The organism is Halopseudomonas sp. L-58, from assembly GCF_056859475.1.
The window spans coordinates 71,950-97,182 of record NZ_JBSXON010000087.1; the positions used below are offsets into that span (position 1 = coordinate 71,950).

A 25,233-nucleotide genomic window follows, 5' to 3' on the forward strand; every position below is an offset into this window, starting at 1 on the left:
AGTCCGGACAGGGAGTAGAAGGATGTCAACGTTGTTGCTTTACAAGGAAATCAAGGCGCTCAATCGTGATCAGCACAAGGCGCTCAAGCTGAAAACCGATAAGGGTTGCGAGTTTGCCGCAGGCACGCACATTGTGCCGCTGGCTGGTCTGGAATTTTTCCAGGCTGCACGCAGTTATCCCATTGTGTTTATCGGTGAAGGTGATGGGCTCAGTCCGATTGCGTTGATGGGCCTAAAACAGGGATTGAACAGTTTCGTTGGCGATTCCGGGCAGTGGCGCAGCAACACATACGTGCCCGCGTTCATTCGTCGCTATCCTTTTGTGCTTGCTCAATCGGACAACGATGAGTTTACGGTTTGCTTTGATGAGGCCTATGCCGGCTGGAACGAAGAGGAAGGCCGTGAGCTGTTTGCCGAGTCCGGCGAGAACAGCCCCTATCTGGACGAGATGATCCAGTTCCTGCAGAACTTCACCGCCGAAATGCAGCGCACCCGCCAGTTTGTTGCAATGCTGCGAGAAATGGATCTGCTGGTACCGCGTACGTTGAAGCTGACCCATGTCAGTGGCGAGAGTTTTGTCCTGAAGGACTTCCACGCCGTTGATGAAGAGCGCTTCCTGGCACTGGCTGACGAGCAAGTCCTGGCATTGAACAAGGCCGGGTTCCTCGGCTGGGTTTACGCCCACCTGATGTCGCTGGGCAATGCCAATCTGCTGTTTGAAGACTATCTGGCGAACAAGCCGGCACAGACTCACTGAGTCTGGACGGGGCGGCGCTCGTCGCCCCGCTGCTTCCTACTCCTCCCCGACAACCCGGTTACGGCCATTGCGCTTTGCCGCATACATGCGCTGGTCTGCGCGATCCAGCAGGCTGCGTGCGTCGTCGGTGGGGCGCAGCGTGGCATGGCCAAGGCTGGCCGTCATTGGCAGTGGCTGGCCGTCAATCTGGAACTGCAGCTGTTCAATCGATTGTCGGATGCGCTCGGCTACCAGGTTGCAGGCGTCGGCGTCAGTGTTGTTCAGCAGGACCACGAATTCCTCGCCGCCCAATCGATAAAGCCCGTCTACGTTTCGCAATGTCGCCGTGACGCAGTCGACCACGGCCTTTAGCGCCTCATCTCCGTATGCGTGGCCATAGTTGTCATTGACGCTTTTGAAGTGGTCAACATCCAGTACCAGCAGTGAGAGCGGCTGCCCGCTGCGTTTGCTGCTGCGAATGTCGCGTTCCAGGTTCTGGTTGAGCGCGAGCCGGTTGCCTGCACCGGTGAGCGCATCGTTCAGCGCGCAGGTCAGAGCTTCTCGGTAGAGAAGTGCGTTGCGCAGCGGGAACAGCAGGGTGGCCAGCAGTCCCTCAATGCTGACGAGCTCAGCCTCGTCGAACCGCGTCTGACGACTCAATTGCAGTTCTCCCAGGTAATCTCCGGCGTGCGACATGCGATAGCTGCAGCGGTGGATTCCGTAGTGCCCATGCAGAATCGGGCTGGCTGCGCCGGTATGGCGATACTCCAGCCCATCGATATACAGCAGCTCGCGCAAGGCGTCGTAAAACATGCCCAGCACGCGCTCAAGCTCAAGGCTGGTTTGCAGCGTTTGGGTCAACTCGCGTCGGGTGTCCTGCAGGGTGACATTGGGCTTGCCGTTGCGACGTCGCTGCGAGCAGGTTTGACCGAGCTTTACGCGCGCCGAGTCGAAGTCGATGGTATTTCCCTGAACTGGCATGATTGCTTTATCCGCTAGTCTACTGACAAGGTGGGTAAAGCAATCAATGTGCCATTATTTAAAGTTCTTTATAATCAATGCCTTAGGCTTTGTTTGTTCTGGGCTATGGCTGCTTGCGGCAAAAAAATGCCGCCCTCGACCGGGGCGGCGATGGTGGCGCGGCAAGGGATCGTCAATATCCCGTCTTACTGGGCGTTGATCGCCTGACCATTGCAATCCTGGCTATCGGGGCCGAGCAAATAGAGAAATGCGGGCATGATGGCATCCGGCGCCGGATTGGTTTCTACCGGCTCGTTCGGGTATGCCTTGGCCCGCATGCGGGTGCGGGTGGCCCCCGGGTTCAGGCTATTGACCCGGATGTTGCTGGTGCCGTCCTGTTCGTCTGCCAGAACCTGCATCATGCCTTCCACTGCGAACTTGCTGATCGCGTAGGGGCCCCAGTAAGCGCGACCTTTGCGACCGACGCTGGAGGACAGCAGGACGATCGACGCATCACTGGACGCACGCAGCAGCGGCATCATGGCCTTGGTCAGCAGGAAGGGGGCATTGACGTTGACCTGCATTACCCGCATCCAGGCATCCGCCTTGACGTTGTCCAGCAGGGTGCGCGGCCCGAGTTCGGCGGCGTTGTGTACCAGGCCATCGAGTTTGCCGAAGGTATCGAACAGCTGGTCGGCCAGGTCTTCGTAGTCCTTTTCCGTTGCTGTTTCCAGATTCAGCGGGCACAGCGCCGGTTGCGGATGACCGGCTGCCTCGATGGCGTCGTATACCTCTTCCAGTTTGCTCTGGGTACGGCCCACCAGCACAACTGTCGCGCCATGGGCGGCACAACTCAGCGCGCAGGCGCGGCCGATGCCATCGCCGGCGCCGGTAATCAGAATCACGCGTCCGGCCAGCAGGTCGGCGGGGGCGGTATAGTCAAACATGCATTGTCTCCGGGTTGTGCCGGCCGCGCAGCCAGGGCTGCAGATCGCTGGCGGTTTGAACACTGTGGGTAGCCTGCCAGCTTGCAGGGTCTTCGTCTGGCGGCAGATAGCCGTAGAGTGCGGCTATGGTTGTCAGTCCGGCGGCCTGGCCCGCCTGAATATCGCGCAGGTGGTCGCCTATGAAGACGCAGCGTTGCGGATCGGCGCCTAGCTCGGCGCAGGCCTTGAGCACCGGTTCCGGGTGCGGCTTGCCTCGACTGACCTGATCCGGGCAGACCAGGCTGGCGCAGCGCTCGGCCAGACCAATCTGTTCCATCAGCGGTATGCTGAAGCGACTCAGCTTGTTGGTCACAACGCCCCAGGGCAGGCCCTCGGCTTCCAGCCAGTCGAGCAGCGGCAGGATGCCGGGGAACGGTCGGGTGTGCACGCTCAAGGCCTGCTCGTAGCGACTGAGAAATTCCTCCCGCAGGACATCAAAGCCGGGCTCGCCCGGGCGCGTGGCAAAGGCGGCCGACAGCATGCCGATGGAGCCGTCGGATACCTGTGCGCGGATCAGCGCCGGTGCCACGCGTGGACGCTGGTGGTCGTCCAGCATGGCGTCGATGACGGCCATGAAGTCGTCAACGGTGTCCAGCAGGGTGCCGTCCAGATCAAACAGAACGCCGCTGAGCATCAGGCGTCGGCTCCCAGCTGGCAGTAGACCATGTAGTTCACGTCGACGTCGCTGCCGAGTTTGTAGGTGCGGGTCAGCGGGTTGTAGGTCAGGCCGGTGATGTCCTGAAGGTCCAGCCCGGCGTCACGAATCCAGCCGCCCAGCTCGGCCGGACGAATGAACTTGGCGAACTCGTGAGTGCCGCGCGGCAGCATGCGCAGGACGTATTCTGCGCCGACGATGGCGAACAGGAATGACTTGGGGTTGCGGTTGATGGTCGAGAAGAACACCTGGCCGCCGGGTTTGAGCAGGCGGGTGCAGGCGCGAATGACCGAGCCCGGGTCGGGTACGTGCTCCAGCATCTCCAGACAGGTCACTACGTCAAAGGTGCCGGCGTGTTGCTCGGCGAACTCTTCAGCGGTGCTTTGTTCATATTCGACGCTGACGCCGGATTCGAGCTGATGCAGGCGGGCCACGGCCAGCGGCGCTTCGCCCATGTCGATGCCGGTGACCTGGGCGCCGCGCTGGGCCATGGCTTCGGCCAGAATGCCGCCACCGCAACCTACATCCAGTACCTTCTTGCCCGCCAGACCAACGCGCTCATCGATCCAGTTGGTACGCAACGGGTTGATTTCGTGCAGTGGTTTGAACTCGCTGTTGCGGTCCCACCAGCGGCTGGCCAACGCTTCAAACTTGGCGATTTCGGCGCGATCGACGTTAAGACTCATGGGTATCCCCTTTGGCGATGAGTTCAGCCAGGCTGCGAGCCTGCTGCAGAATGGGTTGTGGATCGATTTCGGTCAGTTGTCCGTCACGCAGCTTGCAGCGCCCGGCAACCCAGACATCACTGACCTGACTGGCGCTGCAGGTATAAAGCAGTTGGGACACGGGATGATAGAGCGGCTGCTGGGCCAGACCGGACAGGTTGACAGCGGTCAGGTCGGCGGCCTTGCCGACCTCGATGGAGCCGGTTTCCTCGTCCAGTCCAAGTGCACGTGCGCCGGCGAGCGTGGCCATGTGCAGGGCGCTGTGGGCGTCCAGCGCGGTCGGGGCGCCGGCGACGATCTTTGCCAGCATGGCAGCGGTGCGCATTTCGCCAAGCATGTCGAGATCATTGTTGCTGGCGGCGCCGTCGGTGCCGAGCGCCACATTCAGGCCGGCGTCCAGCAGGCGCTGAACCGGCATCATGCCACTGGCCAGCTTCAGGTTTGATTCGGGGCAGTGGATCAGCTGGACGCCGTGCTCGACCAGCAGGTCGAGGTCTTCGTCGTTGATCTCGGTGACATGCACGGCCTGCAGACGCGGGCTCAGCAGACCCAGCTGTTGCAGGCGACGCAACGGGCGCAGGCCGGTCTGCGCAACCGCGTCGGCTACCTCGCCGGCAGTCTCGTGGAGATGCATGTGAATCGGCATATCCAGTTCGTCCGCCAGGGTGCGGATGCGGGTCAGGTTCTCATCGCCGACGGTATAGGGTGCGTGTGGGCCGAACGCGACGCTGATCAGGCCGTTGTGACGGGTGTCATCGCGCAGGCGCAATCCCTTGGCAATGGCCTCTTCAGCATTGCGTGCACCCGGGATCGGATTATCTATGACCGGAAAGCACAGTTGGGCCCGGATACCCGCATCCATTGCGGCGGCCGCGGCTACGTCCGGGAAGAAATACATGTCGGAAAAACAGGTTGTGCCGCCGCGCAGCATCTCGGCAATCGCAAGGTCAGTGCCCAGACGGACAAAATCGGCGTTGACCCAGCGGCCTTCTGCGGGCCATATATGGTCTGTCAGCCATGTCATCAGCGGCAGATCGTCGGCCAGGCCACGGAACAGCGTCATGGCTGCGTGGCCATGGGCGTTGATCAGGCCCGGAATCAGGACATGGTCTGGCAGGTCGCGTCGCTCGCGCGGATTCAACGCGTTGGCGGAGGCCACCGGCACAATGCCGACGATGCGCCCCTGATGGACTGCCAGGGCATGATTTTCAAGGACCTGGCAGTGCGGGACAACGGGCACGATCCAGCGTGGCACGATCAGCAGATCGAGCTCGCGGGGCAGCGTGGTCATGTTCAGTTCACCTTGCATCATGGTCGGCAAGTATACCTGCTGGTGGTGCGCAAATGCAGCGTGAAAGTGGCGGCGGTTGCTGACAGGCCGCCGCATCGGAATAGGGGATTCGCTCATGTTGCATGTAGAGACCGTAGCTGTAGACCATCCGTTGCAGGGCCTGGTCTGGTTGCCCGAGGGAAAGCTCCGGGTGCTGGATTTGCGCACGCTTGATGGTCAGCCGGCAGTTGCTACCTGCTCGGCGCCGGCCGAGGTGCTGGTTCTGATGCGTGATGGCGCCGTCTGCGGAGGGGCTGCGCTGGGGATCGCTGCAGCCTATGCGCTGGCGCTGGCTGCGCGCAGGCCGGTTCCTCCGGTTGCCTGGATGGAAGCATTGCAGCCGCTGATGGATGAACTGGCGGCGATACAGCCGATGGCAGCGGCATTGCAGTGGGCGCTGGGCATCATGCGCCAAACGGTTGTCAGTTCCAGATCGGGGGATGACATGGCGCTGCGGTTGCTGCAGGCAGCCCAGGCTATTCAGGCCGCCGATCGTGAGGCCAATCAGGTCATGGCGCGGCTCGGGGTGCAGCTGTTGCGGCGCCACAAGGCATCTGTTCATCGGATCATGCTGCATGGCTATGGTGGCGACCTGTCCGGTGGCGGTGGTGGCACCACCTATGGGGTAGTGCGCTCTGCAAGTGCGGCAGGGCTGGTGGGCGAGGTGCTGGTCAACGAGGCCCGTTCAACCATGCCGCACGCGGAGGCGGGTGTCTTCGAGCTTGTGCGTGACGGGGTATCTGCCTCCTTGCATGCCGACGTCGAAGCCGGGCGGCTGATGAAATATGACGGGGTTACCTGGGTGGTGGTTGGTGCGGAGAAAATTGCGGCCAATGGCGACGTGATCGGTCCACTGGGCAGCTACGCGCTGGCCATTCTGGCAATGCACCACGGTCTGCGTTTTATGGTGGTGGCATCCACAGCCACCATTGATTCGAGTTTGCCTGATGCTGATGATCTGAGGCCGGATCAGTTGGGAGGAGCTGCGCCCGGTGGGTTCGGCGGCGGGGAGATGGCGCTGGATGTGACGCCGGTCGAGTTGATAGACGCGATCGTCACTGAAAAGGGCATTATCGAGCAACCGGACGAGGGCAAAATTGCCAATCTGATGAGTGTGCGTCAGCTGCACTGAGACGCTGGCGCAGGTGTGCTTCATGCTCCCGCCTGCGGGTTGTCTGTGGTATCCTCTGCCGCTTTGATCGGGCGGGACGCGTCCCGCTGCGGGCCTCGGCCTGCGGTGCGGGTTGGTCGGCGTGTTCGTCCTCCTTGCGCATGTGACTAATGCTTTTGGCATCAATGGGTTGCCGACAATAAAAGGAATGCCGTTTCATGGGTGAACTGGCCAAAGAGATCCTTCCAGTCAATATCGAAGACGAACTGAAGCAGTCCTATCTGGATTATGCGATGAGCGTAATTGTCGGACGGGCACTGCCGGACGTGCGCGATGGCCTCAAGCCGGTGCACCGTCGCGTGCTGTACGCGATGAGCGAACTGGGCAACGACTGGAACAAGCCGTACCTGAAGTCGGCCCGTGTTGTTGGTGACGTGATCGGTAAGTACCACCCGCACGGTGACTCTGCCGTATACGACACTATCGTGCGTATGGCGCAGGACTTTTCCATGCGCTATCCGCTGGTCGACGGTCAGGGCAACTTCGGTTCCATCGATGGCGATAACGCGGCAGCAATGCGTTACACCGAAGTGCGGATGGCCAAGCTGACCCATGAACTGTTGGCCGATCTGGACAAGGAAACCGTCGACTGGGTACCCAACTACGACGGCAAGGAGCAGATTCCAGACGTCCTGCCGACCAAGATTCCGCACCTGCTGGTCAACGGTTCCAGTGGTATCGCCGTCGGTATGGCGACCAATATCCCGCCGCACAACCTGACCGAAGTGATCAACGGCTGTCTGGCGGTGATCAGCAATCCCGATATCAGCATCGACGAGCTGATGGAGTTCATTCCGGGGCCTGACTTCCCGACCGCCGGTATCATCAATGGTCGTGCGGGCATCGTTGAGGCCTACCGTACCGGGCGCGGTCGCATTTACGTCCGTGCTCGCTGCCATATCGAAGATATCGACAAGGTTGGCGGTCGCCAGCAGATCGTGATTTCCGAATTGCCCTACCAGCTCAACAAGGCGCGTCTGATCGAGAAGATCGCCGAACTGGTAAAAGAGAAGAAGCTTGAGGGTATTACCGAGCTGCGCGATGAGTCTGACAAGGACGGTATCCGCGTGGTAATCGAGTTGCGCCGGGGCGAAGTGCCCGAGGTGATACTCAACAACCTTTATGCCCAGACCCAGATGCAGAGTGTTTTCGGCATCAACGTGGTCGGCCTGCTCGATGGCCAGCCGAAGATCCTGAACCTCAAGGAGCTGCTGGAAGCCTTCGTACGCCACCGCCGCGAGGTGGTTACCCGCCGTACCGTGTATGAGCTGCGCAAGGCCCGTGAGCGCGGTCACATCCTCGAAGGTCAGGCGGTTGCGCTATCCAACATTGATCCGGTGATCGAGCTGATCAAGCAGTCGCCGACCCCGGCCGAAGCCAAGGAGCGCCTGCTGGCGACTGCCTGGGCGCCGGGCACGGTGATCGAAATGGTCGAACGTGCGGGTGCCGAATCCTGCCGCCCTGACGGGCTCGGTGAGGAATTCGGCCTGCGCGATGGTCAGTACTACCTGTCTGCCGAACAGGCCCAGGCGATTCTCGACATGCGCCTGCATCGCCTGACCGGTCTGGAACACGAAAAACTGCTCACCGAGTATCAGCAGATTCTGGAACAGATTGGTGAGCTGCTGCGCATTCTCAACAGCCATGAACGTCTGATGGAAGTCATCGTTGAAGAGCTGGAGCAGGTCAAGGAAGCCTTCGGCGACGAGCGTCGTACCGAGATCGTTGCGTCGCGCATGGATCTGACCATCGCTGATCTGATTACCGAAGAAGAGCGCGTGGTGACCATTTCCCACGGTGGCTATGCCAAGAGCCAGCCGCTGACCGATTACCAGGCTCAGCGCCGTGGTGGTCGCGGTAAGGCGGCGACCGGTGTGAAAGATGAAGACTACGTCGAGCACCTGCTGGTTGCCAACAGTCATGCCACGCTGCTGCTGTTCTCCAGCCGCGGTAAGGTTTACTGGCTGAAAACCTACGAAATTCCTGAGGCTTCGCGCACCGCGCGCGGCCGTCCGCTGGTGAATTTGCTGCCGCTGGAAGAGGGCGAGTGGATTACCGCGATGCTGCAGATTGATCTGGAAGCGTTGCAGCAACAGAGTGCCGAGGAAGGCGAAGAGCTGGATGATGAAAACAGTGTGATCGAAGGCGAGGCTGTTGAGGTCGAGTCCGATGACGCTGATGCTGAAGATGGCGACGATGACGACAGCGATGAGCCTACCGGCGCCTACATCTTTATGGCAACCGCGCGCGGTACCGTGAAGAAAACACCGCTGGTGCAGTTCAGCCGTCCGCGCAGCAACGGCCTTATCGCGCTGCGTCTGGAAGAAGGCGACACCCTGATCGCTGCAGCCATCACCGATGGTTCGCGCGACATCATGCTGTTCTCCGACGGCGGCAAGGTCATTCGCTTCAAGGAGCGCCACGTGCGCACCATGGGGCGTACTGCCCGCGGTGTGCGTGGTATGCGCCTGCCGACCGGTCAACGCCTGATCTCGATGCTGATTCCGGAGCGCGAAGCACAGATTCTGACCGCTTCCGAGCGCGGCTATGGCAAGCGTACGGTTCTGGAAGAGTTCCCCCGACGCGGCCGTGGTGGTCAGGGCGTCATCGCCATGGTGTCCAACGAGCGCAATGGCCCGCTGGTTGGCGCGGTGCAGGTCGTCGATGGCGAGGAGATCATGCTGATCTCCGATCAGGGCACGCTGGTGCGTACCCGGGTCAGCGAGGTGTCGAGCCTGTCGCGTAACACCCAGGGCGTGATGCTGATCCGCCTGGCGCCGGAAGAGAAGCTGGTTGGCCTGGAACGTGTGCAGGAACCGTCGGAAGACGATATTGAACCGGAAGAGGGCGTCGTTGCAGAAGGCGACGCTGCGCTTTCGGAAGCTGATGAGCAGCAACCCGTGGATGATCAGGAGTAATCGTGAGTAAGCGTCTGTTCAATTTCTGTGCTGGGCCGGCTGCATTGCCGGAAGCGGTGTTGCAGCGGGCTCAGGCCGAGCTGCTTGACTGGCAGGGCAAGGGCCTGTCGATCATGGAAATGAGCCACCGCAGCGACGAGTTCGTCTCGGTAGCCCAGCAGGCCGAACAGGACCTGCGCGACCTGATGTCCATTCCTGACAACTACAAGGTGCTGTTCCTGCAGGGCGGCGCCAGTCAGCAGTTTGCCCAGGTCCCGCTGAACCTGATGCCCGAGGGGGGCAGTGCGGACTATATCGATACCGGTATCTGGTCGCGCAAGGCCATCGAGGAAGCGTCGCGGTTCGGTAACGTCAATGTCGCCGGCAGCGCCAAGTCATACGATTACTTCGCGATTCCCGGTCAGAACGAATGGCAGCTGTCCGCTGATGCGGCTTACGTGCATTACTGCCCGAACGAAACCATTGGCGGGCTGGAGTTCAACTGGGTACCGCAGACTGGTGAGGTTCCGCTGGTGGCGGATATGTCCTCAACCATCCTGTCGCGCCCGGTTGATGTATCGCAATTCGGCATGATCTATGCCGGTGCGCAAAAAAATATCGGCCCGAGCGGTCTGGTCGTCGTGATCGTGCGTGAAGACCTGCTGGGTCGGGCGCGTGCCAGCTGTCCGACCATGCTGGACTATGCCGTCGCCGCCAAGAACGATTCGATGTACAACACGCCTCCGACCTTTGCCTGGTACCTGTCTGGCCTGATCTTCCAGTGGCTGAAGGAGCAGGGCGGTCTGGAGGCGGTCAAGCGCGTCAACGATGCCAAGCAGAAAGCCCTGTACTCGGCGATTGATGCCAGCGAGCTGTACACCAACCCGATCAACGTGGCCGATCGCTCCTGGATGAACATCCCGTTCCGTCTGGCCGATGATCGCCTGGACAAACCCTTCCTGGCTGGCGCAGAAGAGCGCGGCCTGCTGAACCTGAAGGGTCACCGTTCGGTGGGCGGCATGCGTGCCTCCATCTACAACGCGGTGCCGCAAGCGGCGGTTGACGCTCTGGTGGCCTATATGGCCGAGTTCGAACAGCAGCACGGTTGATACTCATGTCTGATGAAGATCAGTTGAAGGCGCTGCGCAAGCGCATCGACACCATTGATGAAAAGATTCTTGACCTGATCAGTGAGCGCGCAACCTGTGCGCAGACGGTCGCTCAGGTCAAGCAGAAGGCGCTGGAACCTGGTGTCAAGCCGGTGTTCTATCGCCCCGAACGTGAAGCCTGGGTGCTCAAGCACATCATGGAGCTGAACAAGGGGCCGCTCGATAACGAAGAAATGGCCCGTCTGTTCCGTGAGATCATGTCGGCCTGTCTGGCGCTTGAAGAGCCGCTGCGTGTGGCCTACCTCGGCCCGGAAGGCACCTTTACCCAGGCGGCTGCACTCAAGCATTTTGGTCACTCGGTGGTCAGTGTGCCGATGGCGGCAATTGACGAGATCTTCCGTGAAGTTGCTGCAGGCGCAGTGCATTTCGGTGTGGTGCCGGTAGAGAACTCCACCGAAGGCGCGATCAATCACACGCTGGACAGCTTCCTTGAGCACGATCTGGTGATCTGCGGTGAAGTGGAGCTGCGTATACACCACCATCTGCTGGTGGGTGAGAACACCAAGACCGACAAGATTTCCCGCGTCTACTCCCACGCCCAGTCGCTGGCCCAGTGTCGCAAATGGCTCGATGCCCACTATCCGAATGTCGAGCGCGTTGCGGTTGCCAGCAACGCCGATGCGGCGCGGCGGGTCAAGGGCGAGTGGAACTCGGCGGCGATCGCCGGCGATATGGCGGCCGACCTCTACGGTCTGACCCGTCTGGCCGAGAAGATCGAAGATCGCCCGGACAACTCCACGCGCTTTCTGATCATCGGTAACCAGCAGGTTCCGCCGACCGGCGACGACAAGACATCGATCATCGTCTCCATGCGCAACAAGCCGGGTGCTCTGCATCATCTGCTGGAGCCGTTCCACTCCAACGGTATTGATCTCAGTCGCATCGAAACCCGCCCGTCGCGCAGCGGCAAGTGGACCTATGTGTTCTTTATCGATTTCTTCGGTCATCAGCACGATCCGTTGATCAAGGATGTGCTGGAGAAAATCAATGACGATTCGGTGGCGCTGAAGGTGCTGGGGTCGTATCCGAAGGCGGTGCTATAAATCATCAGCGACAAGCTGCAAGCCGCAAGCTGCAAGCAACTGCGGCCTGGTGTGACTTGAAGCTTGCTGCTTGTAGCTTGAGGCTTGTGTTCTATGAGTTGCGATTTTCTCAACCTGGCGCGTCCAGGCGTACAGAAGCTGTCCCCCTATGTGCCGGGTAAGCCGGTCGAGGAATTGGCGCGCGAGTTTGGGCTGCGCCCTCAGGATATCGTCAAGCTGGCGAGTAACGAGAACCCGCTGGGTCCCAGCCCGGCGGTGCGGGAGGCCATTGCCGCTGCGTTGCCGGAGCTGACTCGTTATCCGGACGGTAACGGCTTTGCATTGAAGCAGGCGTTGGCCGCGAAGTCGGGGGTGAATACGGCCGGTATCACTTTGGGCAACGGTTCCAACGATATTCTTGAGCTGGTTGCGCGTGCCTTCGTGGGGCCTGAACATGAAGTGGTGTTCAGTGATCATGCCTTTGCGGTGTATCCGATTGTGACCCAGGCGGTGGGTGCCAGGGCAGTATCGGTGCCGGCCAAGGACTGGGGGCATGATCTGGACGCCATGGCGGCGGCCATCACGCCGTCTACCCGCGTGGTCTTTATCGCCAACCCGAACAATCCGACCGGTACCTGGATTGAGCGCGATGCGCTGGAAGCGTTTCTGGATCGCGTACCCGAGAACGTGATAGTCGTGCTGGACGAGGCCTATACCGAATACGTTGAAACCGACGATGTTCCCAACGGTGTCGACTATCTCGGGCGCTACAGCAACCTGCTGGTGTCGCGCACATTCTCCAAGGCCTACGGTCTGGCAGCGCTGCGTGTGGGCTACGGCCTGTCCCACCCGGCAATTGCCGATGCACTGAATCGGGTGCGTCAGCCGTTCAATGTCAACAGCCTCGCGCTGGCCGCTGCGCTGGCTGCCCTGGAGGACGAGGCGTACCTGATCGAAAGTCGCCGCATCAACCGTATTGGCATGCAGCAGCTGGAAGAAGGATGTGCCGCGCTTGGGCTGAGCTGGATTCCGTCCCGTGGCAACTTCCTGGCTATTGATCTGGGGCGCGAGGCTGCGCCGGTGTTCCAGGGGCTGCTGCGTGAGGGTGTGATCGTGCGGCCGGTGGCCAACTACGGCATGCCGAATTACCTGCGCGTGACCATAGGCTTGCCGGTCGAGAACCAGCGTTTTCTCGATGCCCTGAAGCAGGTGCTGGCGCGTGTCTAACGTAACCACGCTGTCACAGGGCACGCCGATAATCGGGCGCCTGGCTGTTATCGGTCTGGGGCTGATTGGCGGCTCTTTTGCCAAGGGTATGCGCGAGAGCGGCCTTTGCCGGGAAGTCATTGGTTGTGATCTGGACCCGGTTGCCCGTCGTCAGGCTGTTCCCCTTGGTGTGGTTGACAGTACGACTGCAGATCTGGCGGAAGCCGTCCGGGGTGCCGATCTGATCATGCTGGCCGTGCCAGTGCTGGGCATGCGCGCGGTGCTGGCCCAGTTGGCTGCGATGGATCTCGGTCAGGCGGTAATGACCGATGTGGGAAGTACCAAGGGTGCGGTTGCGCTGGCGGTAGAAGAGGTTTTTGGACAGGTGCCAGCCAACTTCGTGCCGGGACATCCGATCGCCGGTTCTGAAAAGAGCGGTGTGGAAGCGTCCCGCGCCGATCTGTTTCGTCATCATAAGGTCATTTTGACGCCTTTGGAGCAGACGGCCGATAGTGCCATCGAGCTGGTGCAGCGTTGCTGGCAGGCGCTGGGTGCCGATGTGGAGCAGATGTCACTGGCCGACCATGACGAAGTCCTGGCGGCCACCAGTCATCTGCCGCATCTGCTGGCCTTTTCGCTGGTCGATACGCTGGCGTCGCGTAACGAGAATCTTGAGATTTTCCGATACGCGGCAGGAGGTTTCCGGGACTTTACCCGCATTGCCGCGAGTGATCCGGTGATGTGGCGCGATGTGTTTCTGGCCAACCGGGATGCGGTACTTCGCAGCCTGGACGCCTTTACTCAGGATCTGGGTCGGCTGCGTGAGGCGGTGGAAACCCGCGATGCCAACACGCTGCTCGGTGTGTTTACCCGAGCCAAGTCGGCACGAGAGCATTTCAGCACTATTCTGGCCCGCAGGGCTTACATGGAACCTATGCAAAGCAAAGAATTCAATTTCATCGCGCGCCCTGGCGGGCAGGTGAGCGGCCGCATTCGCGTGCCGGGCGACAAATCCATTTCCCACCGCTCCATCATGCTCGGCTCCCTGGCCGAAGGTGTGACCGAGGTTGAGGGTTTTCTCGAGGGTGAGGACAGCCTGGCAACACTGCAGGCATTTCGCGATATGGGTGTGGTTATCGAAGGTCCGCATCATGGTCGAGTCACGATCAATGGTGTGGGTCTGCACGGCCTGAAGGCGCCGCCGGGCTCGCTGTATCTGGGTAACTCCGGTACTTCCATGCGCCTGCTTTCCGGTCTGCTGGCGGGGCAGGAGTTCGACACCGTGCTGACCGGCGATGCGTCGTTGTCCAAGCGCCCGATGGGGCGGGTGGCCAAGCCCCTGCGCGAGATGGGTGCGCAGATCGAAACCGGTGATGAAGGTCGTCCGCCGCTGCGCATCAAGGGTGGCAGTCGCATGATGGGTATGGACTATCAGATGCCGATGGCCAGTGCGCAGGTCAAGTCCTGCATTCTGCTGGCCGGCCTGTATGCTTCCGGTGCCACGTCCGTGACCGAGCCGGCGCCGACCCGTGATCATACCGAGCGCATGCTCAAGGGCTTCGGTTATCCGGTCAAAGTTGATGGCGATACCGTCACCATCGAGTCAGGTCACAAGCTGACTGCCTGTCGTATCGACGTGCCGGCAGATATTTCTTCTGCGGCGTTCTTCATGGTGGCCGCCAGCATCTGCGAGGGCGCGGATCTGACGCTCGAGCACGTCGGCATCAACCCGACTCGCATCGGCATCATCAACATCCTGCGCGAAATGGGCGGCAACCTGGAGTTGCTGAACGAGCGCGAAGTAGGTGGTGAGCCGGTTGCCGATATTCGCGTGCGTTACGCTCCGCTAAAAGGCATCGATATCCCGGTGGATCAGGTGCCGCTGGCAATCGACGAGTTCCCGGTATTGTTTGTTGCTGCAGCCTGCGCCGAAGGGCGCACTATCCTGCGTGACGCCGAAGAGCTGCGGGTCAAGGAGTCGGACCGGATCCAGGTCATGGCCGATGGTCTGCAGGCGCTGGGCGTCAAGGCCGAGCCGACTCCGGATGGCATTATCATCGACGGCGGCCCGATTGGCGGTGGCAGCGTTGAAAGCCACGGAGACCACCGTATTGCCATGTCGTTCTCGGTAGCCGCGCTGCGCGCCACCGGTGACATTTACATCAAGGACTGCGCCAACGTGGCAACGTCGTTCCCGGGCTTTGTCGAGCTGGCGCAGTCGGTCGGCATGAAAGTCCAACTGGAGGAAAGCGCGTGATTGATCAACAGGCCCCCGTCATTACCATCGACGGCCCCGGCGGCTCAGGTAAGGGAACCATTGCCGGTCTGCTGGCCCGCCGACTGGGCTGGAATCTGCTCGACTCGGGGGCGCTGTATCGTTTGCTGGCATTTGCCGCTCGCAATCACGGGGTTGACCTGACCAACGAAGCCGCGCTTGAGGCCTTGGCAGCGCATCTGGACGTGCAGTTTGTTGCTGCCGAAGACGGGCGCGAGCAGCAGATTATTCTGGAAGGCGAGGACGTCAGCCGGGCTATTCGCACCGAAGCGGTCGGCGCTGGCGCCTCTCAGGTTGCGGCGCTGCCGGCCGTGCGCGACGCCCTGCTGCAGCGTCAGCGTGCGTTTCGTGAGGCACCCGGTCTGGTCGCGGACGGTCGTGATATGGGAACGGTGGTCTTCGCCGACGCCCAGCTAAAAGTGTATCTGACAGCCAGCGCCCAGGAGCGCGCGTCCCGTCGTCATCGGCAGTTGCTCGAAAAGGGCGAAACTGCTAATCTGGCGAGTCTTCTAGATGAGATCGTCGCCCGTGACGAGCGCGATATGAATCGCAGCGTCGCTCCGCTCAAGCCAGCGGACGATGCCATTCAGATCGACTCCACGCAGATGGGCATCGAAGAAGTACTTGAAACAGTCCACGCAATGGCGCTTGAGCGCAATTTGCTGGGCTGATCAGTTGGTACTTTCCGGGCAACCAGCGACACCGGAAGGCGCATTGAGATAATCAACCCACGCAAGCTGGTGGCGTGGCGGGACAGTGGCTGCACAGCGCGCTCTTGAGCGGCTATGCGGTAGCATCCCAAATACTTAATTTACAGGATTCCAAATGAGCGAAAGCTTTGCCGAACTTTTTGAAGAAAGCCTAAAAACCCTTGATATGGAGCCGGGCTCCATCATCACTGGTATCGTTGTGGACATTGACTCCGACTGGGTCACCGTTCACGCCGGTCTGAAATCAGAGGGTGTCATCCCGCGTGATCAGTTCCTGGACGAGCAGGGCGAACTGACCATCGCTGTGGGTGATGAGGTGCACGTTGCACTGGATGCCGTTGAAGACGGTTTCGGTGAAACCAAGCTGTCCCGCGAGAAGGCCAAGCGCGCCGAATCGTGGAAGGTCCTCGAAGCTGCTTTCGCTGCAGAAGAAGTCGTCAAGGGCGTCATCAACGGCAAGGTCAAAGGTGGCTTTACCGTCGACGTCAACACCATCCGTGCGTTCCTGCCGGGCTCGCTGGTTGACGTACGTCCCGTACGTGATACCACCCACCTGGAAAACAAGGAACTGGAATTCAAGGTCATCAAGCTGGACCAGAAGCGCAACAACGTTGTCGTTTCCCGTCGTGCTGTCCTGGAAGCCGAGAACTCCGCCGAGCGCGAAGCCCTGCTGGAAACCCTGCAGGAAGGTCAAGTCGTCAAGGGTATCGTCAAGAACCTCACCGATTACGGTGCGTTCGTCGACCTGGGCGGCGTCGATGGCCTGCTGCACATTACCGACATGGCGTGGAAGCGTATCAAGCATCCGTCCGAGATCGTCAACGTTGGCGACGAGATCGACGTCAAGGTCCTGAAGTTCGACCGCGAGCGCAACCGGGTTTCTCTGGGTCTGAAGCAACTGGGCGAAGATCCGTGGGTTGCTATCACCGGTCGTTATCCGGAAGGCACTCGCGTTACCGCCAAGGTCACCAACCTGACCGACTACGGCTGCTTTGCCGAGCTGGAAGAAGGCGTTGAAGGCCTGGTTCACGTTTCCGAAATGGACTGGACCAACAAGAACATCCACCCGTCCAAGGTTGTCAACGTTGGCGACGAAGTGGAAGTTATGGTTCTGGACATCGACGAAGACCGTCGTCGTATCTCCCTGGGCATCAAGCAGTGCAAGATGAACCCGTGGGAAGAGTTCTCCAGCAAGTTCAACAAGGGCGACAAGATCTCCGGTTCCATCAAGTCCATCACCGACTTCGGTATCTTCATCGGTCTGGATGGCGGCATCGACGGTCTGGTTCACCTGTCCGACATCTCCTGGAACGAAGCTGGCGAAGAAGCGGTACGTCGCTTCAAGAAAGGCGACGAGATCGAGACTGTCATCCTGTCTGTTGATCCGGAGCGTGAGCGTATCTCCCTGGGCGTCAAGCAGCTGGAAGACGATCCGTTCTCCAACTTCGTTTCCCTGAACGAGAAGGGCAGCATCATCACCGGTACCGTCAAGGAAGTTGATGCCAAGGGTGCAGTAATCACTCTAGGCGACGACATCGAAGGCACTCTGAAAGCCTCCGAAATCAGCCGTGACCGTATCGAAGACGCTCGCAACGTTCTGAACGTTGGCGATGAAGTCGAAGCCAAGATCATTGGTGTCGACCGCAAGAGCCGCGTTATCAGCCTGTCCATCAAGGCGAAGGACGTTGAAGACGAGAAAGAAGCCATGCAGGATCTGCGTAAGCAGGAAATGCTGGCCGCTGGTCCGACCACCATTGGTGATCTGATCAAGCAGCAGATGGAAGGCAAGGGCAACTAAGCCTTTCCAGCTGTAAAAAAGGGCGACTTCGGTCGCCCTTTTTTGTGCCCGCCCGTTAGAGCAGCCTCAAGCCGCAAGCTTCAAGTAAAACCCTGGCTTGCTAGTTGCGCGGATTCTCTGAGGATTATGAATACGTGACAAGGCTTATAGGAAAGACTTGATAGCCCGGTAAGGCAACGCATCCTGATTACGCTTGCAGCTTGCAGCTTGCAGCTTGCAGCTTGCAGCTTGCAGCTTGCAGCTGCGAAGCGCGCAAGCGCTTCGCTTAACAGGCTGTTCAAACCTAGTCAAGCATGGTACAACCTTGTAAAACGAGTCTACTCGCTTGATAAGAAAGGGAAAACCATGACCAAGTCGGAGTTGATCGAGCGCATTGTCGAGCAGCAGGGGCAGCTGTCGGCGAAGGATGTCGAGTTGGCAATAAAAACCATGCTGGAGCATATGTCCCAGGCACTGGCTACCGGGGAGCGTATCGAGATTCGCGGGTTTGGCAGCTTCTCGCTGCATTACCGAGCGCCTCGGGTCGGTCGTAACCCGAAAACCGGAGACTCTGTCGAGTTGGACGGCAAGTTCGTTCCTCACTTCAAGCCAGGCAAGGAGTTACGTGACCGGGTTAACGAGTCGCTCGAAAACGCCTGATCCCATACCTCGCCGCCGACACCCTGGGTTATACTTCGCAAACACTCAACGGATGCGGAGTCGTCTCACATGCTGTGGTTAAAGCGCGTGTTGCTGATCCTGGTTTTCCTGCTGGTCGCACTGGCAACCATGGATTTCATGCTGGAAAACCAGCAAAGCATTTCGCTGCAGTTTCTCGAAATGCAGTCTCCTGCTCTTCCTCTCTCCCTCTATGTTGTTCTTTCGTTCATCCTCGGCAGTGTGCTGGGCATTTTCGTTGGCTGGCTGATCACCACGCGTCTGCGTTTGAAGCTGATGGTGCAAAGCAATGAGCTCAATCGCTACCGCAAGGAAATAGACAAGCTGCGCACTCAAGCTGTCAAAGGCTGATCCCATGCAGGAACTGATGTTCCTGGGCCTGTTTGTGCTGGCCCTTGCCATAGGCTGGTTTCTGGGCCGCAGGGAGGCGATCAAGGTGGGCTTTATGCTCAAGCCTCACGGGAGTGCTGTCGATCGGCAGTACTTTATCGGCCTGAATTACCTCCTGAATGAGCAGCCGGACGAGGCGATTGAGACCTTTATTCGCGCCCTGGAGGTCAATCCGGAAACTGTCGAGACACATATCGCTATTGGCAAGCTGTTTTGCCAGCGTGGTGATGTGGAGCGGGCGATCAAGGTGCATCAGAATCTGCTGGCGCGGCCAAATCTCACCGCTCTGCAGGCGGACCGTGTCCAGCTTGAGCTGGCAAGGGATTATCTGGCCGTTGGCATGCACCAGCGTGCTGAACGCCTGCTTGAGGCATTGGCCGATTCCAGATCGTCCTTGCGCGCCGAGGCGTTGGGTGATCTGGTTACGGTCTACGAGCAGCAGCATGAATGGCGGCAGGCTATTGCTATCGGGCGCAGATTGCTGCGTGAGCAGCCGCGGTTTGCCGTGACGCTGGCGCAATATCACTGCGAGATGGCGGTTGTGGCCCTGGCCTCCAGAGAATTCGAGCAAGCCCGTAGCTGGTTGCAGGCCGCCTTAAAGGTAGATGCCGGATGCGTTCGGGCGCTTATCCTTCTGGCAGAGCTGGAGGAGCGTTTGGGTAATCTCAAGGCGCTACCCGGGTTGCTGCGTCGAGTCGCCGCCGATTCTCCCGACTTTGTGCCCGAGGTGCTGGCGTTGGCGGAGCGCTGTGCGGATAATGGCGCGCTGAATTTGGCTGACTATCTGGATCAGGCGCTCGGCCAGGCGGACTCGCCGCCGGTCAGAATACTCTTGGCCCGTGCGCAGCACATGCGACGAGCTGAGGGCCGGGAAGCGGCAGAGCGATTCCTGCTTCAACACCTTGAGCGACGGCCCTCGCTGGGCGGTGTGCTGGGATTATTGAGACTGGGGGATGAGTGTGACTCCGAGACCGGTGTGTCAGCCTCTCGTCGGTTGCTGGAAACGCTTCAGCGCGCTCGGCCGCAATACCGCTGTGAGCACTGCGGTTTTTCCGGTATCAAGTTGCACTGGCAATGTCCAGGCTGCCAGCAATGGTCTACGGTCAAGCCGCTGAAAGGTCATGAGCTGACCTGATGTCTGCCGAAAAATGTTATTACCAACAGGAAATATGTTATGCCGACTACCAGCCCTATTATCGTTGCCCTTGATTTTCCTGAGGCGAATGCAGCCCTGGAGATGGCTAAGGCGCTGGACCCGGGAAAATGTCGCGTGAAGGTGGGTAAGGAGCTATTCACCAGTGCCGGTCCGGCAGGTGTCGAGTCGCTGCAGCGTCTGGGGTTTGAGGTTTTTCTGGATCTCAAGTTTCATGATATCCCCAACACGACCGCCAGCGCCGTTCGCGCTGCCGCCGAGCTGGGGGTTTGGATGGTCAATGTTCATGCCAGCGGCGGTCGAAGGATGATGGAAGCCTGCCGCGATATTCTGGAGCGCCGCGGTGGCCAGCGCCCATTGCTGACAGCGGTGACCATTCTGACCAGCCTGGAGCAGGAAGACCTGCAGGAAGTCGGAGTCGATATTGAGCCGATGGTCCAGGTACAGCGTCTGGCGCGCCTGACCCAGGACTGTGGTCTCGACGGTGTGGTCTGTTCAGCACGTGAGGCGCGCGCGCTGCGCGGTGCACTGGGTGAGGACTTCCTGCTGGTAACGCCGGGCATCCGCCCGGCTGATAGTGCAGCTGACGATCAGAAGCGCATTGTGACGCCCGCCCAGGCGCTGGAAAATGGCAGCAGCTATCTGGTCATCGGGAGACCGATTACCCGTGCCGATGAGCCGGGTGCCGCACTTGAGGCGATTCTGGCCACGCTCTGAGTAGCGGGGGCGGACAACAAAGGCCGGGTTATTCCGGCCTTTGTCGTTTCAGGGCGTTATTGCGACTTTAAGTACGCCGTCCCGTTGGTGGCTGAAGAGGTCATAGGCCTCGACGATGTCATCCAGTGCAAAACGATGGGTGACCATGGGCGTCAGGTCTACTCGGCCGGAGGCGACCACCGCCATCAAGCGGCGCATGCGCTCCTTGCCCCCGGGGCAGAGCGTGGTAATGATCTTGTGATCTCCCAGGCCGGCGGCAAATGCATCGAGCGGCATGGACAGTTTCCCCGAGTAGACTCCCAGGCTGGAAAGGGTGCCACCGGGTTTCAGCGAGCGCAGACAGGATTCGAAGGTCTGCTGGGTGCCCAGTGCTTCAATGGCAACGTCCACGCCTGCGCCGCCAGTAATCTCCTGAATGCGCTGCACCGGATCCTGCTCCCGAAAGTTGATGGTGATATCGGCGCCGAGCTGGCGGGCGACCGCGAGCCGCTCGGGCACACCATCTACGACGATGATGCGGGTTGCGCCCATCAGTTTTGCGCCAGCGGTTGCGCATAGGCCGATTGGTCCCTGGGCAAATATCGCCACTGTATCGCCAATGCGGATATGACCACTCTCCGCTCCGCCAAAGCCGGTACTCATGATGTCCGGGCACATCAGCACCTGTTCGTCGCTCAGTCCGTCGGGTACGGGGGTGAGGTTGGCCTGGGCGTTGGGGATGCGCACATACTCGGCCTGGCAGCCGTCAATACTGTTACCCAGTTGCCAGCCACCCATGGCTTGCCCGCCACATTGGCTGGAATGCCCGTCAAGGCACGGATGGCATTGCCCACAGGGGGTGATGGCGCCGGCAATGACGCGCTGCCCGATCTCGTAACCGGTGACGGCGCTGCCCAGCTTTTCGATGATGCCGACGGGTTCGTGACCAACGATCAGGCCCGGTCGCACCGGATACTCACCCTTGAGAATATGGACATCGGTACCGCAGATCGTCGTGGTGGTAACGCGGAGCAGGGCGTCTGTAGGCCCGATGTCAGGAATGGGGCGTTGCTGGAGTTCGATCTTACCGGGTTCGACGAACACGGCTGCGCGCATGGTGCTCATAACTCCTCCTTGACCAGGCAGTGAGGTGGAGATATGAGCATAGTTGATCTCGAGCGTGAGAGTTTGACCGGGATCAATTCAAGGCAAGCAGCACCTCTCGACGGTGCTGCAGGGGGAGGGCTTTACTCAGCCGATCTGGGACTGCTGATAATTTTCCAGGCCAACAGCTTCGATCAGGCTCAGTTGGGTTTCCAGCCAGTCGACGTGCTCTTCTTCTGCTTCGAGAATGTCTTCACAGACTTCACGGCTGCCGTAGTCGCCCGCGGTCTCGCAGAACGCAATCGCTTCTTTCAGTGCCGGCAGAGCCTGCATCTGCAGTTTCAGATCACAGTCGAGGATTTCCTTGGTGTTTTCGCCGATCTTCAGCTTGCCAAGGTCTTGCAGGTTGGGGAGGCCTTCCAGGAAAAGGATACGCTTGATCAGCCGATCCGCGTGCTTCATGACGTGAATCGACTCGTGGTATTCCTTGTCACCGAGCTTTTCCAGGCCCCAGTCCTGCAGCATGCGGGCGTGCAGAAAGTACTGGTTGATGGCAATCAGTTCAAAACCGAGGACGGTGTTCAGGTGCTGGATGACTTTTTTGTCGCCTTTCATAGCGCTGCCCTCTGGACTATTCAGTCCTGCAGTGTGGGCTGGCGCTAGCAGGTTGTCAAATCTAAGTGCTTGAAAAGAAAGGCGTTAAAAATGATTATCAGGCGATAATGAGAGTCGCCATCAGGCGGCAATGAATTGACCTGTGGCCATGCCGGCGGAAGCTTGCGCGGTAAGTGTTTCATTCAGCAGCGATTTGCAGTCACGGGCGCATTTGCCGCACTGCGTACCCACATCAAGATCATTGCGCAGGTCGCGCATCGAGCAGGCCCCGCCAGCGATGGCGTCCTTGATCTGGTTGTCGGTTACACCCTTGCAGAGACATACGTACATGCAATCACTCCTGAACAGCCATGGCTGACAATAGGTGCATGCTAATTTGAATGAGAATGATTGTCAAAGGAAATAGCATCCATCTATCTGGCTGATTGAGCGTGCTGGATATCAGGGTGACTGTGTCGGAGAGGTAGCGACATGGCGGGCCGTGATGCCCGCCTGCAGGGCAGGTCAGTCGAGAACGTCGTAGATGATCGATTCAATAACGCCGGTGGTTACATCTGCTAGAACGACATCGCGGTCGATCTGTCGCCACTCATAGCCGTCATAGTGGGGCAGTCTATCGGCCAAGCGCGGGTCCAGTTGCCTCGCTATGCCCGGAGGCAGGGGTTTGCCGCGTGCCAGGTTCTTGCGAATGCCCGGTGGCAGATTGCTGCCGCGTGTTACCAGATCGCGGTTATCCCGGAAGATGCGACGAATGACGTCCTCTTCAACACGGTCGTAGGGCCGACTGTAACGGTCCCGGTCCCGGTCCCGGTCTTCATAATGATCACGGTCATGGTGTCGATCCCGATCTCGGTCGCGATCATCGCGGAACTGGCTCTGGTGCGGAGAGTGACCATTGTTGCCGTTGCCGCGCTCCTCCTGCCTGGCCTGGGAGGGAGTTGCGATGACCGCGGCGAGCAGGCCGGCAATCAGCATCGGGGTTATCTTCGGGTGCATAGACCTTTCCTCAAGTCAGTTGTCATGAGCTTTGGAGCGCCAAACTGGCGTGGCGGTTCCCGGCTATTTGTCTGGCTGAGGTGTTTTCGCTGTCCAGATCAGACTCCAGAGCAGGGCGCCGGCGCCAAGCCATAGGGTTTCCGGCAGCACGCCGCCGCGACCCAGCCACTCGTGGGCCAGCCACGGGCCGATCAACTGAGTAACACTGTAGAGCGCAATCAGGGCGGCTGACAGTCTGGGGCCCTGATGCGGTTGCAGGCTGCGGCCCAGCCGCTGGGTCAGCAGCACTGCGCCGAGAAAGCTGCTGCCCATGAGCAGTGAGCAAAGTGCGATACCCCATACGCCCGGCAGCAGCAAGGCAAAAACGACGCTGGCAAGCTGTGTTGCGTAATTGATCATCAGGGCTGGCTGGTCACCAAGGCGCTGTCCCAGATGATTCCACAGCCAGGCTGCGGGCAAGGTCGTGCAGGCGACGATCAACCAGCTCTGGTGCACCATTGGATGAGCCTCGCCAAGCTGAATGCTGGCGATCATCGGCAGAAAGGTCATCGGCAAAATGTAGCCCAGACCGGCACCGGCATAGGCGAAGAACAGCGGACGCGTTTGCTTGTCCAGTAGCGGGGAACGGCCGCTGGCCGTTGGCGCAACAGATGGTGCTGGCTGGGCGCCAACCCGCAGACGCACGATGATCCAGCCGCCCCAGAGTGCCAGCGGAAGACTGAGCAGGGCTGCAGGCCACCAGCGTGCTGCCGCGGTCTGAGCGAACCCGGGCGGGTTGGCGAGTACGCCGGAAACCAGCAGCCCTGCACCGACCCCAAGGTATATCAGGCCGCTGAGGTTGATGCGCTGGCGCGCCGCCAACCACTCCATGACCAGTGCGGGGACCATGACAAAAATCAAACCGTTGCTCACGCCGTTGCCGAGCCGCAGCACAGAGATGCCGGTTGTTCGGTCGGTCAGTGCCAGACCAAGCAGGGTAAGGCAGTGCAAAGCCAAAGCCGCAGGCACCGTGCGGGCAATCTGCGCCGGCTGGTGCCAGCGAATGGCGATCAGCGCACCAATCAGGTAGCCAATGTAGTTCCAGGTAGCCAGCGATGCCCCCTGGCTGGTAGTCAACTGTCCGTCTCCCACAAGCAGTGGGAGCAAGGGGGTGAAGATAAATCGGCCGAGGCCATGTACCACCAGCAGCAGTATTGCAGCGGCGGCCACTGCCTGGAGGATGGATGGTGCGCGAGTCGGCATCGGACAGCTCCCGATTCATGTTTGTTGGGGGGGGCATCTGGCTCTTCAGCAGAAGCTGGCTGCGCCATCAACACTGCGAATAGCCGGTATACGCTTTACTGATGATGAGGCTGAAGCGGGGTTCTTGCTGCTGCAGGCCGCATGTGTTCTGGGTTTTGCGCTTTACGACGCGGCCGCAGCATAGCAGCGGCTGAAACAAATTGCATGAAGTTGGGTTGGGCCGCCGTGCTGGCAAGGGGTGCGACAGACACACTCTGCGATATAGAGTATACAAACGTACACCGGCACTCCCCATGTCGGTGTGGGTGAGAAGACAAATATAAGAAAGCGGGCGATGCTCGCACGATTCTCTGGAGAGTGGCATGTCCCAGTCGAACACCGATGCAAATGGCGTTCTGAAACGCTCAACGATTCTGCTCCACGGGTCCATCGGCATGCCGCTGGCCATTATTGGCTACCCCCTGGTGGTCTACCTTCCCCCGGTAATCCCCCCTGAAATCAGTCCTCGTCAGAAGTAGAATTTTCTCCTAATTGGATCAAGGAAATTTTGCGTGAAGACATCGCGTTTTTCGGACAGTCAAATCATCTCCATCCTCAAGCAGGCCGAAGCCGGCAGCCCCGTGCCTGAACTGTGCCGCGAGCATGGCATCAGTTCGGCGACCTTCTACAAATGGCGCGCCAAGTTCGGTGGCATGGACGCCTCGTTAATGGCTCGACTGCGCGAGCTGGAGGAGGAGAAT

At 59.8% G+C, this 25,233-nt stretch carries 25 protein-coding genes; 15 read left to right on the plus strand and 10 right to left on the minus strand.

Translation table 11 applies throughout. From position 1 onward, the window contains the following. The first annotated feature begins 22 nt into the window (after positions 1-22). A complete protein-coding gene (locus AC13EY_RS18530; protein WP_088273761.1) occupies positions 23-757 on the plus strand; it encodes a SapC family protein in 735 nt (244 codons plus the stop codon). A 36-nt stretch (positions 758-793) separates the two neighbouring features. Here AC13EY_RS18530 and AC13EY_RS18535 read toward each other — a convergent pair whose 3' ends face one another. The 5 genes from AC13EY_RS18535 to AC13EY_RS18555 all read right to left on the minus strand — a co-directional run bounded on the left by AC13EY_RS18535 (position 794) and on the right by AC13EY_RS18555 (position 5,353). Further along, positions 794-1,717 (minus strand): GGDEF domain-containing protein, encoded by a 924-nt coding sequence (locus AC13EY_RS18535; protein ID WP_228246088.1) that lies wholly within the window; start codon positions 1,715-1,717, stop codon positions 794-796. 185 nt (positions 1,718-1,902) lie between these two features. After that, a complete protein-coding gene (locus tag AC13EY_RS18540; protein ID WP_228246087.1) occupies positions 1,903-2,643 on the minus strand; it encodes a YciK family oxidoreductase in 741 nt (246 codons plus the stop codon). Beyond that, positions 2,636-3,316, minus strand: a complete 681-nt coding sequence (locus AC13EY_RS18545) for an HAD family hydrolase (protein WP_228246086.1) — start codon at positions 3,314-3,316, stop codon at positions 2,636-2,638. Before AC13EY_RS18545 ends, AC13EY_RS18540 begins: the two co-directional genes overlap by 8 nt. Further along, positions 3,316-4,023, minus strand: a complete 708-nt coding sequence (ubiG, locus tag AC13EY_RS18550; RefSeq protein WP_228246085.1) for a bifunctional 2-polyprenyl-6-hydroxyphenol methylase/3-demethylubiquinol 3-O-methyltransferase UbiG — start codon at positions 4,021-4,023, stop codon at positions 3,316-3,318. The genes AC13EY_RS18545 and ubiG overlap by 1 nt, the downstream gene beginning before the upstream one ends. Then, complete coding sequence (locus AC13EY_RS18555; RefSeq protein WP_338212714.1) at positions 4,013-5,353, minus strand: TRZ/ATZ family hydrolase; 1,341 nt, start codon at positions 5,351-5,353, stop codon at positions 4,013-4,015. The genes ubiG and AC13EY_RS18555 overlap by 11 nt, the downstream gene beginning before the upstream one ends. A gap of 115 nt (positions 5,354-5,468) precedes the next feature. On the opposite strand from AC13EY_RS18555, the gene AC13EY_RS18560 reads away from it, so the two are divergent. The 12 genes from AC13EY_RS18560 to pyrF all read left to right on the plus strand — a co-directional run bounded on the left by AC13EY_RS18560 (position 5,469) and on the right by pyrF (position 20,557). Continuing rightward, positions 5,469-6,524 (plus strand): S-methyl-5-thioribose-1-phosphate isomerase, encoded by a 1,056-nt coding sequence (locus tag AC13EY_RS18560; RefSeq protein ID WP_338212713.1) that lies wholly within the window; start codon positions 5,469-5,471, stop codon positions 6,522-6,524. A 197-nt stretch (positions 6,525-6,721) separates the two neighbouring features. After that, complete coding sequence (gene gyrA / locus AC13EY_RS18565) at positions 6,722-9,481, plus strand: DNA gyrase subunit A (RefSeq protein ID WP_233048164.1); 2,760 nt, start codon at positions 6,722-6,724, stop codon at positions 9,479-9,481. Between the two features lie 2 nt (positions 9,482-9,483). Then, positions 9,484-10,569, plus strand: a complete 1,086-nt coding sequence (gene serC, locus AC13EY_RS18570; RefSeq protein ID WP_228246081.1) for a 3-phosphoserine/phosphohydroxythreonine transaminase — start codon at positions 9,484-9,486, stop codon at positions 10,567-10,569. Between the two features lie 5 nt (positions 10,570-10,574). Next, a complete protein-coding gene (gene pheA, locus AC13EY_RS18575; RefSeq protein ID WP_228246080.1) occupies positions 10,575-11,672 on the plus strand; it encodes a prephenate dehydratase in 1,098 nt (365 codons plus the stop codon). Positions 11,673-11,765: 93 nt separating this feature from the next. After that, on the plus strand, positions 11,766-12,878 hold the full coding sequence (gene hisC, locus AC13EY_RS18580; protein WP_233048163.1) for a histidinol-phosphate transaminase: 1,113 nt from the start codon (positions 11,766-11,768) through the stop codon (positions 12,876-12,878). Beyond that, the gene (locus AC13EY_RS18585) at positions 12,871-15,114 is read left to right on the plus strand and encodes a bifunctional prephenate dehydrogenase/3-phosphoshikimate 1-carboxyvinyltransferase (protein WP_228246078.1); all 2,244 of its coding nucleotides are present in this window, start codon (positions 12,871-12,873) and stop codon (positions 15,112-15,114) included. Before hisC ends, AC13EY_RS18585 begins: the two co-directional genes overlap by 8 nt. After that, the gene (gene cmk / locus AC13EY_RS18590; protein WP_088273939.1) at positions 15,114-15,803 is read left to right on the plus strand and encodes a (d)CMP kinase; all 690 of its coding nucleotides are present in this window, start codon (positions 15,114-15,116) and stop codon (positions 15,801-15,803) included. The genes AC13EY_RS18585 and cmk overlap by 1 nt, the downstream gene beginning before the upstream one ends. 154 nt (positions 15,804-15,957) lie before the next feature. Next, positions 15,958-17,640, plus strand: a complete 1,683-nt coding sequence (gene rpsA, locus AC13EY_RS18595; protein WP_088273772.1) for a 30S ribosomal protein S1 — start codon at positions 15,958-15,960, stop codon at positions 17,638-17,640. 228 nt (positions 17,641-17,868) lie between these two features. Further along, positions 17,869-18,279: an integration host factor subunit beta gene (ihfB, locus tag AC13EY_RS18600; RefSeq protein ID WP_474121363.1), complete on the plus strand. Its 411-nt coding sequence runs from the start codon at positions 17,869-17,871 to the stop codon at positions 18,277-18,279. A gap of 69 nt (positions 18,280-18,348) precedes the next feature. Then, entirely contained in the window at positions 18,349-18,648 is a 300-nt protein-coding gene (locus tag AC13EY_RS18605) for a lipopolysaccharide assembly protein LapA domain-containing protein (RefSeq protein ID WP_088273774.1), read from the plus strand. 4 nt (positions 18,649-18,652) lie between these two features. Further along, positions 18,653-19,822, plus strand: a complete 1,170-nt coding sequence (lapB, locus tag AC13EY_RS18610) for a lipopolysaccharide assembly protein LapB (RefSeq protein WP_233048162.1) — start codon at positions 18,653-18,655, stop codon at positions 19,820-19,822. A gap of 39 nt (positions 19,823-19,861) precedes the next feature. Beyond that, complete coding sequence (gene pyrF, locus AC13EY_RS18615) at positions 19,862-20,557, plus strand: orotidine-5'-phosphate decarboxylase (protein ID WP_482877229.1); 696 nt, start codon at positions 19,862-19,864, stop codon at positions 20,555-20,557. Positions 20,558-20,605: 48 nt separating this feature from the next. Here pyrF and AC13EY_RS18620 read toward each other — a convergent pair whose 3' ends face one another. The 5 genes from AC13EY_RS18620 to AC13EY_RS18640 all read right to left on the minus strand — a co-directional run bounded on the left by AC13EY_RS18620 (position 20,606) and on the right by AC13EY_RS18640 (position 24,493). Further along, entirely contained in the window at positions 20,606-21,661 is a 1,056-nt protein-coding gene (locus AC13EY_RS18620) for an NAD(P)-dependent alcohol dehydrogenase (protein ID WP_233048161.1), read from the minus strand. Between the two features lie 126 nt (positions 21,662-21,787). Then, positions 21,788-22,255, minus strand: coding sequence for a bacterioferritin (gene bfr, locus AC13EY_RS18625; RefSeq protein ID WP_233048160.1), 468 nt, complete (start codon positions 22,253-22,255; stop codon positions 21,788-21,790). Positions 22,256-22,375: 120 nt separating this feature from the next. Then, positions 22,376-22,585 (minus strand): bacterioferritin-associated ferredoxin, encoded by a 210-nt coding sequence (locus AC13EY_RS18630; protein WP_228246073.1) that lies wholly within the window; start codon positions 22,583-22,585, stop codon positions 22,376-22,378. 174 nt (positions 22,586-22,759) lie between these two features. Then, on the minus strand, positions 22,760-23,251 hold the full coding sequence (locus AC13EY_RS18635; protein WP_482877227.1) for an anti-virulence regulator CigR family protein: 492 nt from the start codon (positions 23,249-23,251) through the stop codon (positions 22,760-22,762). Positions 23,252-23,314: 63 nt separating this feature from the next. Further along, the gene (locus tag AC13EY_RS18640; protein ID WP_233048158.1) at positions 23,315-24,493 is read right to left on the minus strand and encodes a YbfB/YjiJ family MFS transporter; all 1,179 of its coding nucleotides are present in this window, start codon (positions 24,491-24,493) and stop codon (positions 23,315-23,317) included. Positions 24,494-24,855: 362 nt separating this feature from the next. On the opposite strand from AC13EY_RS18640, the gene AC13EY_RS18645 reads away from it, so the two are divergent. Both AC13EY_RS18645 and AC13EY_RS18650 read left to right on the plus strand, forming a co-directional pair. Beyond that, positions 24,856-25,011, plus strand: a complete 156-nt coding sequence (locus tag AC13EY_RS18645; RefSeq protein ID WP_482877226.1) for a hypothetical protein — start codon at positions 24,856-24,858, stop codon at positions 25,009-25,011. Positions 25,012-25,044: 33 nt separating this feature from the next. Beyond that, positions 25,045-25,233: transposase (locus AC13EY_RS18650; protein ID WP_482890431.1), on the plus strand; the 189-nt coding region annotated here is incomplete at its 3' end.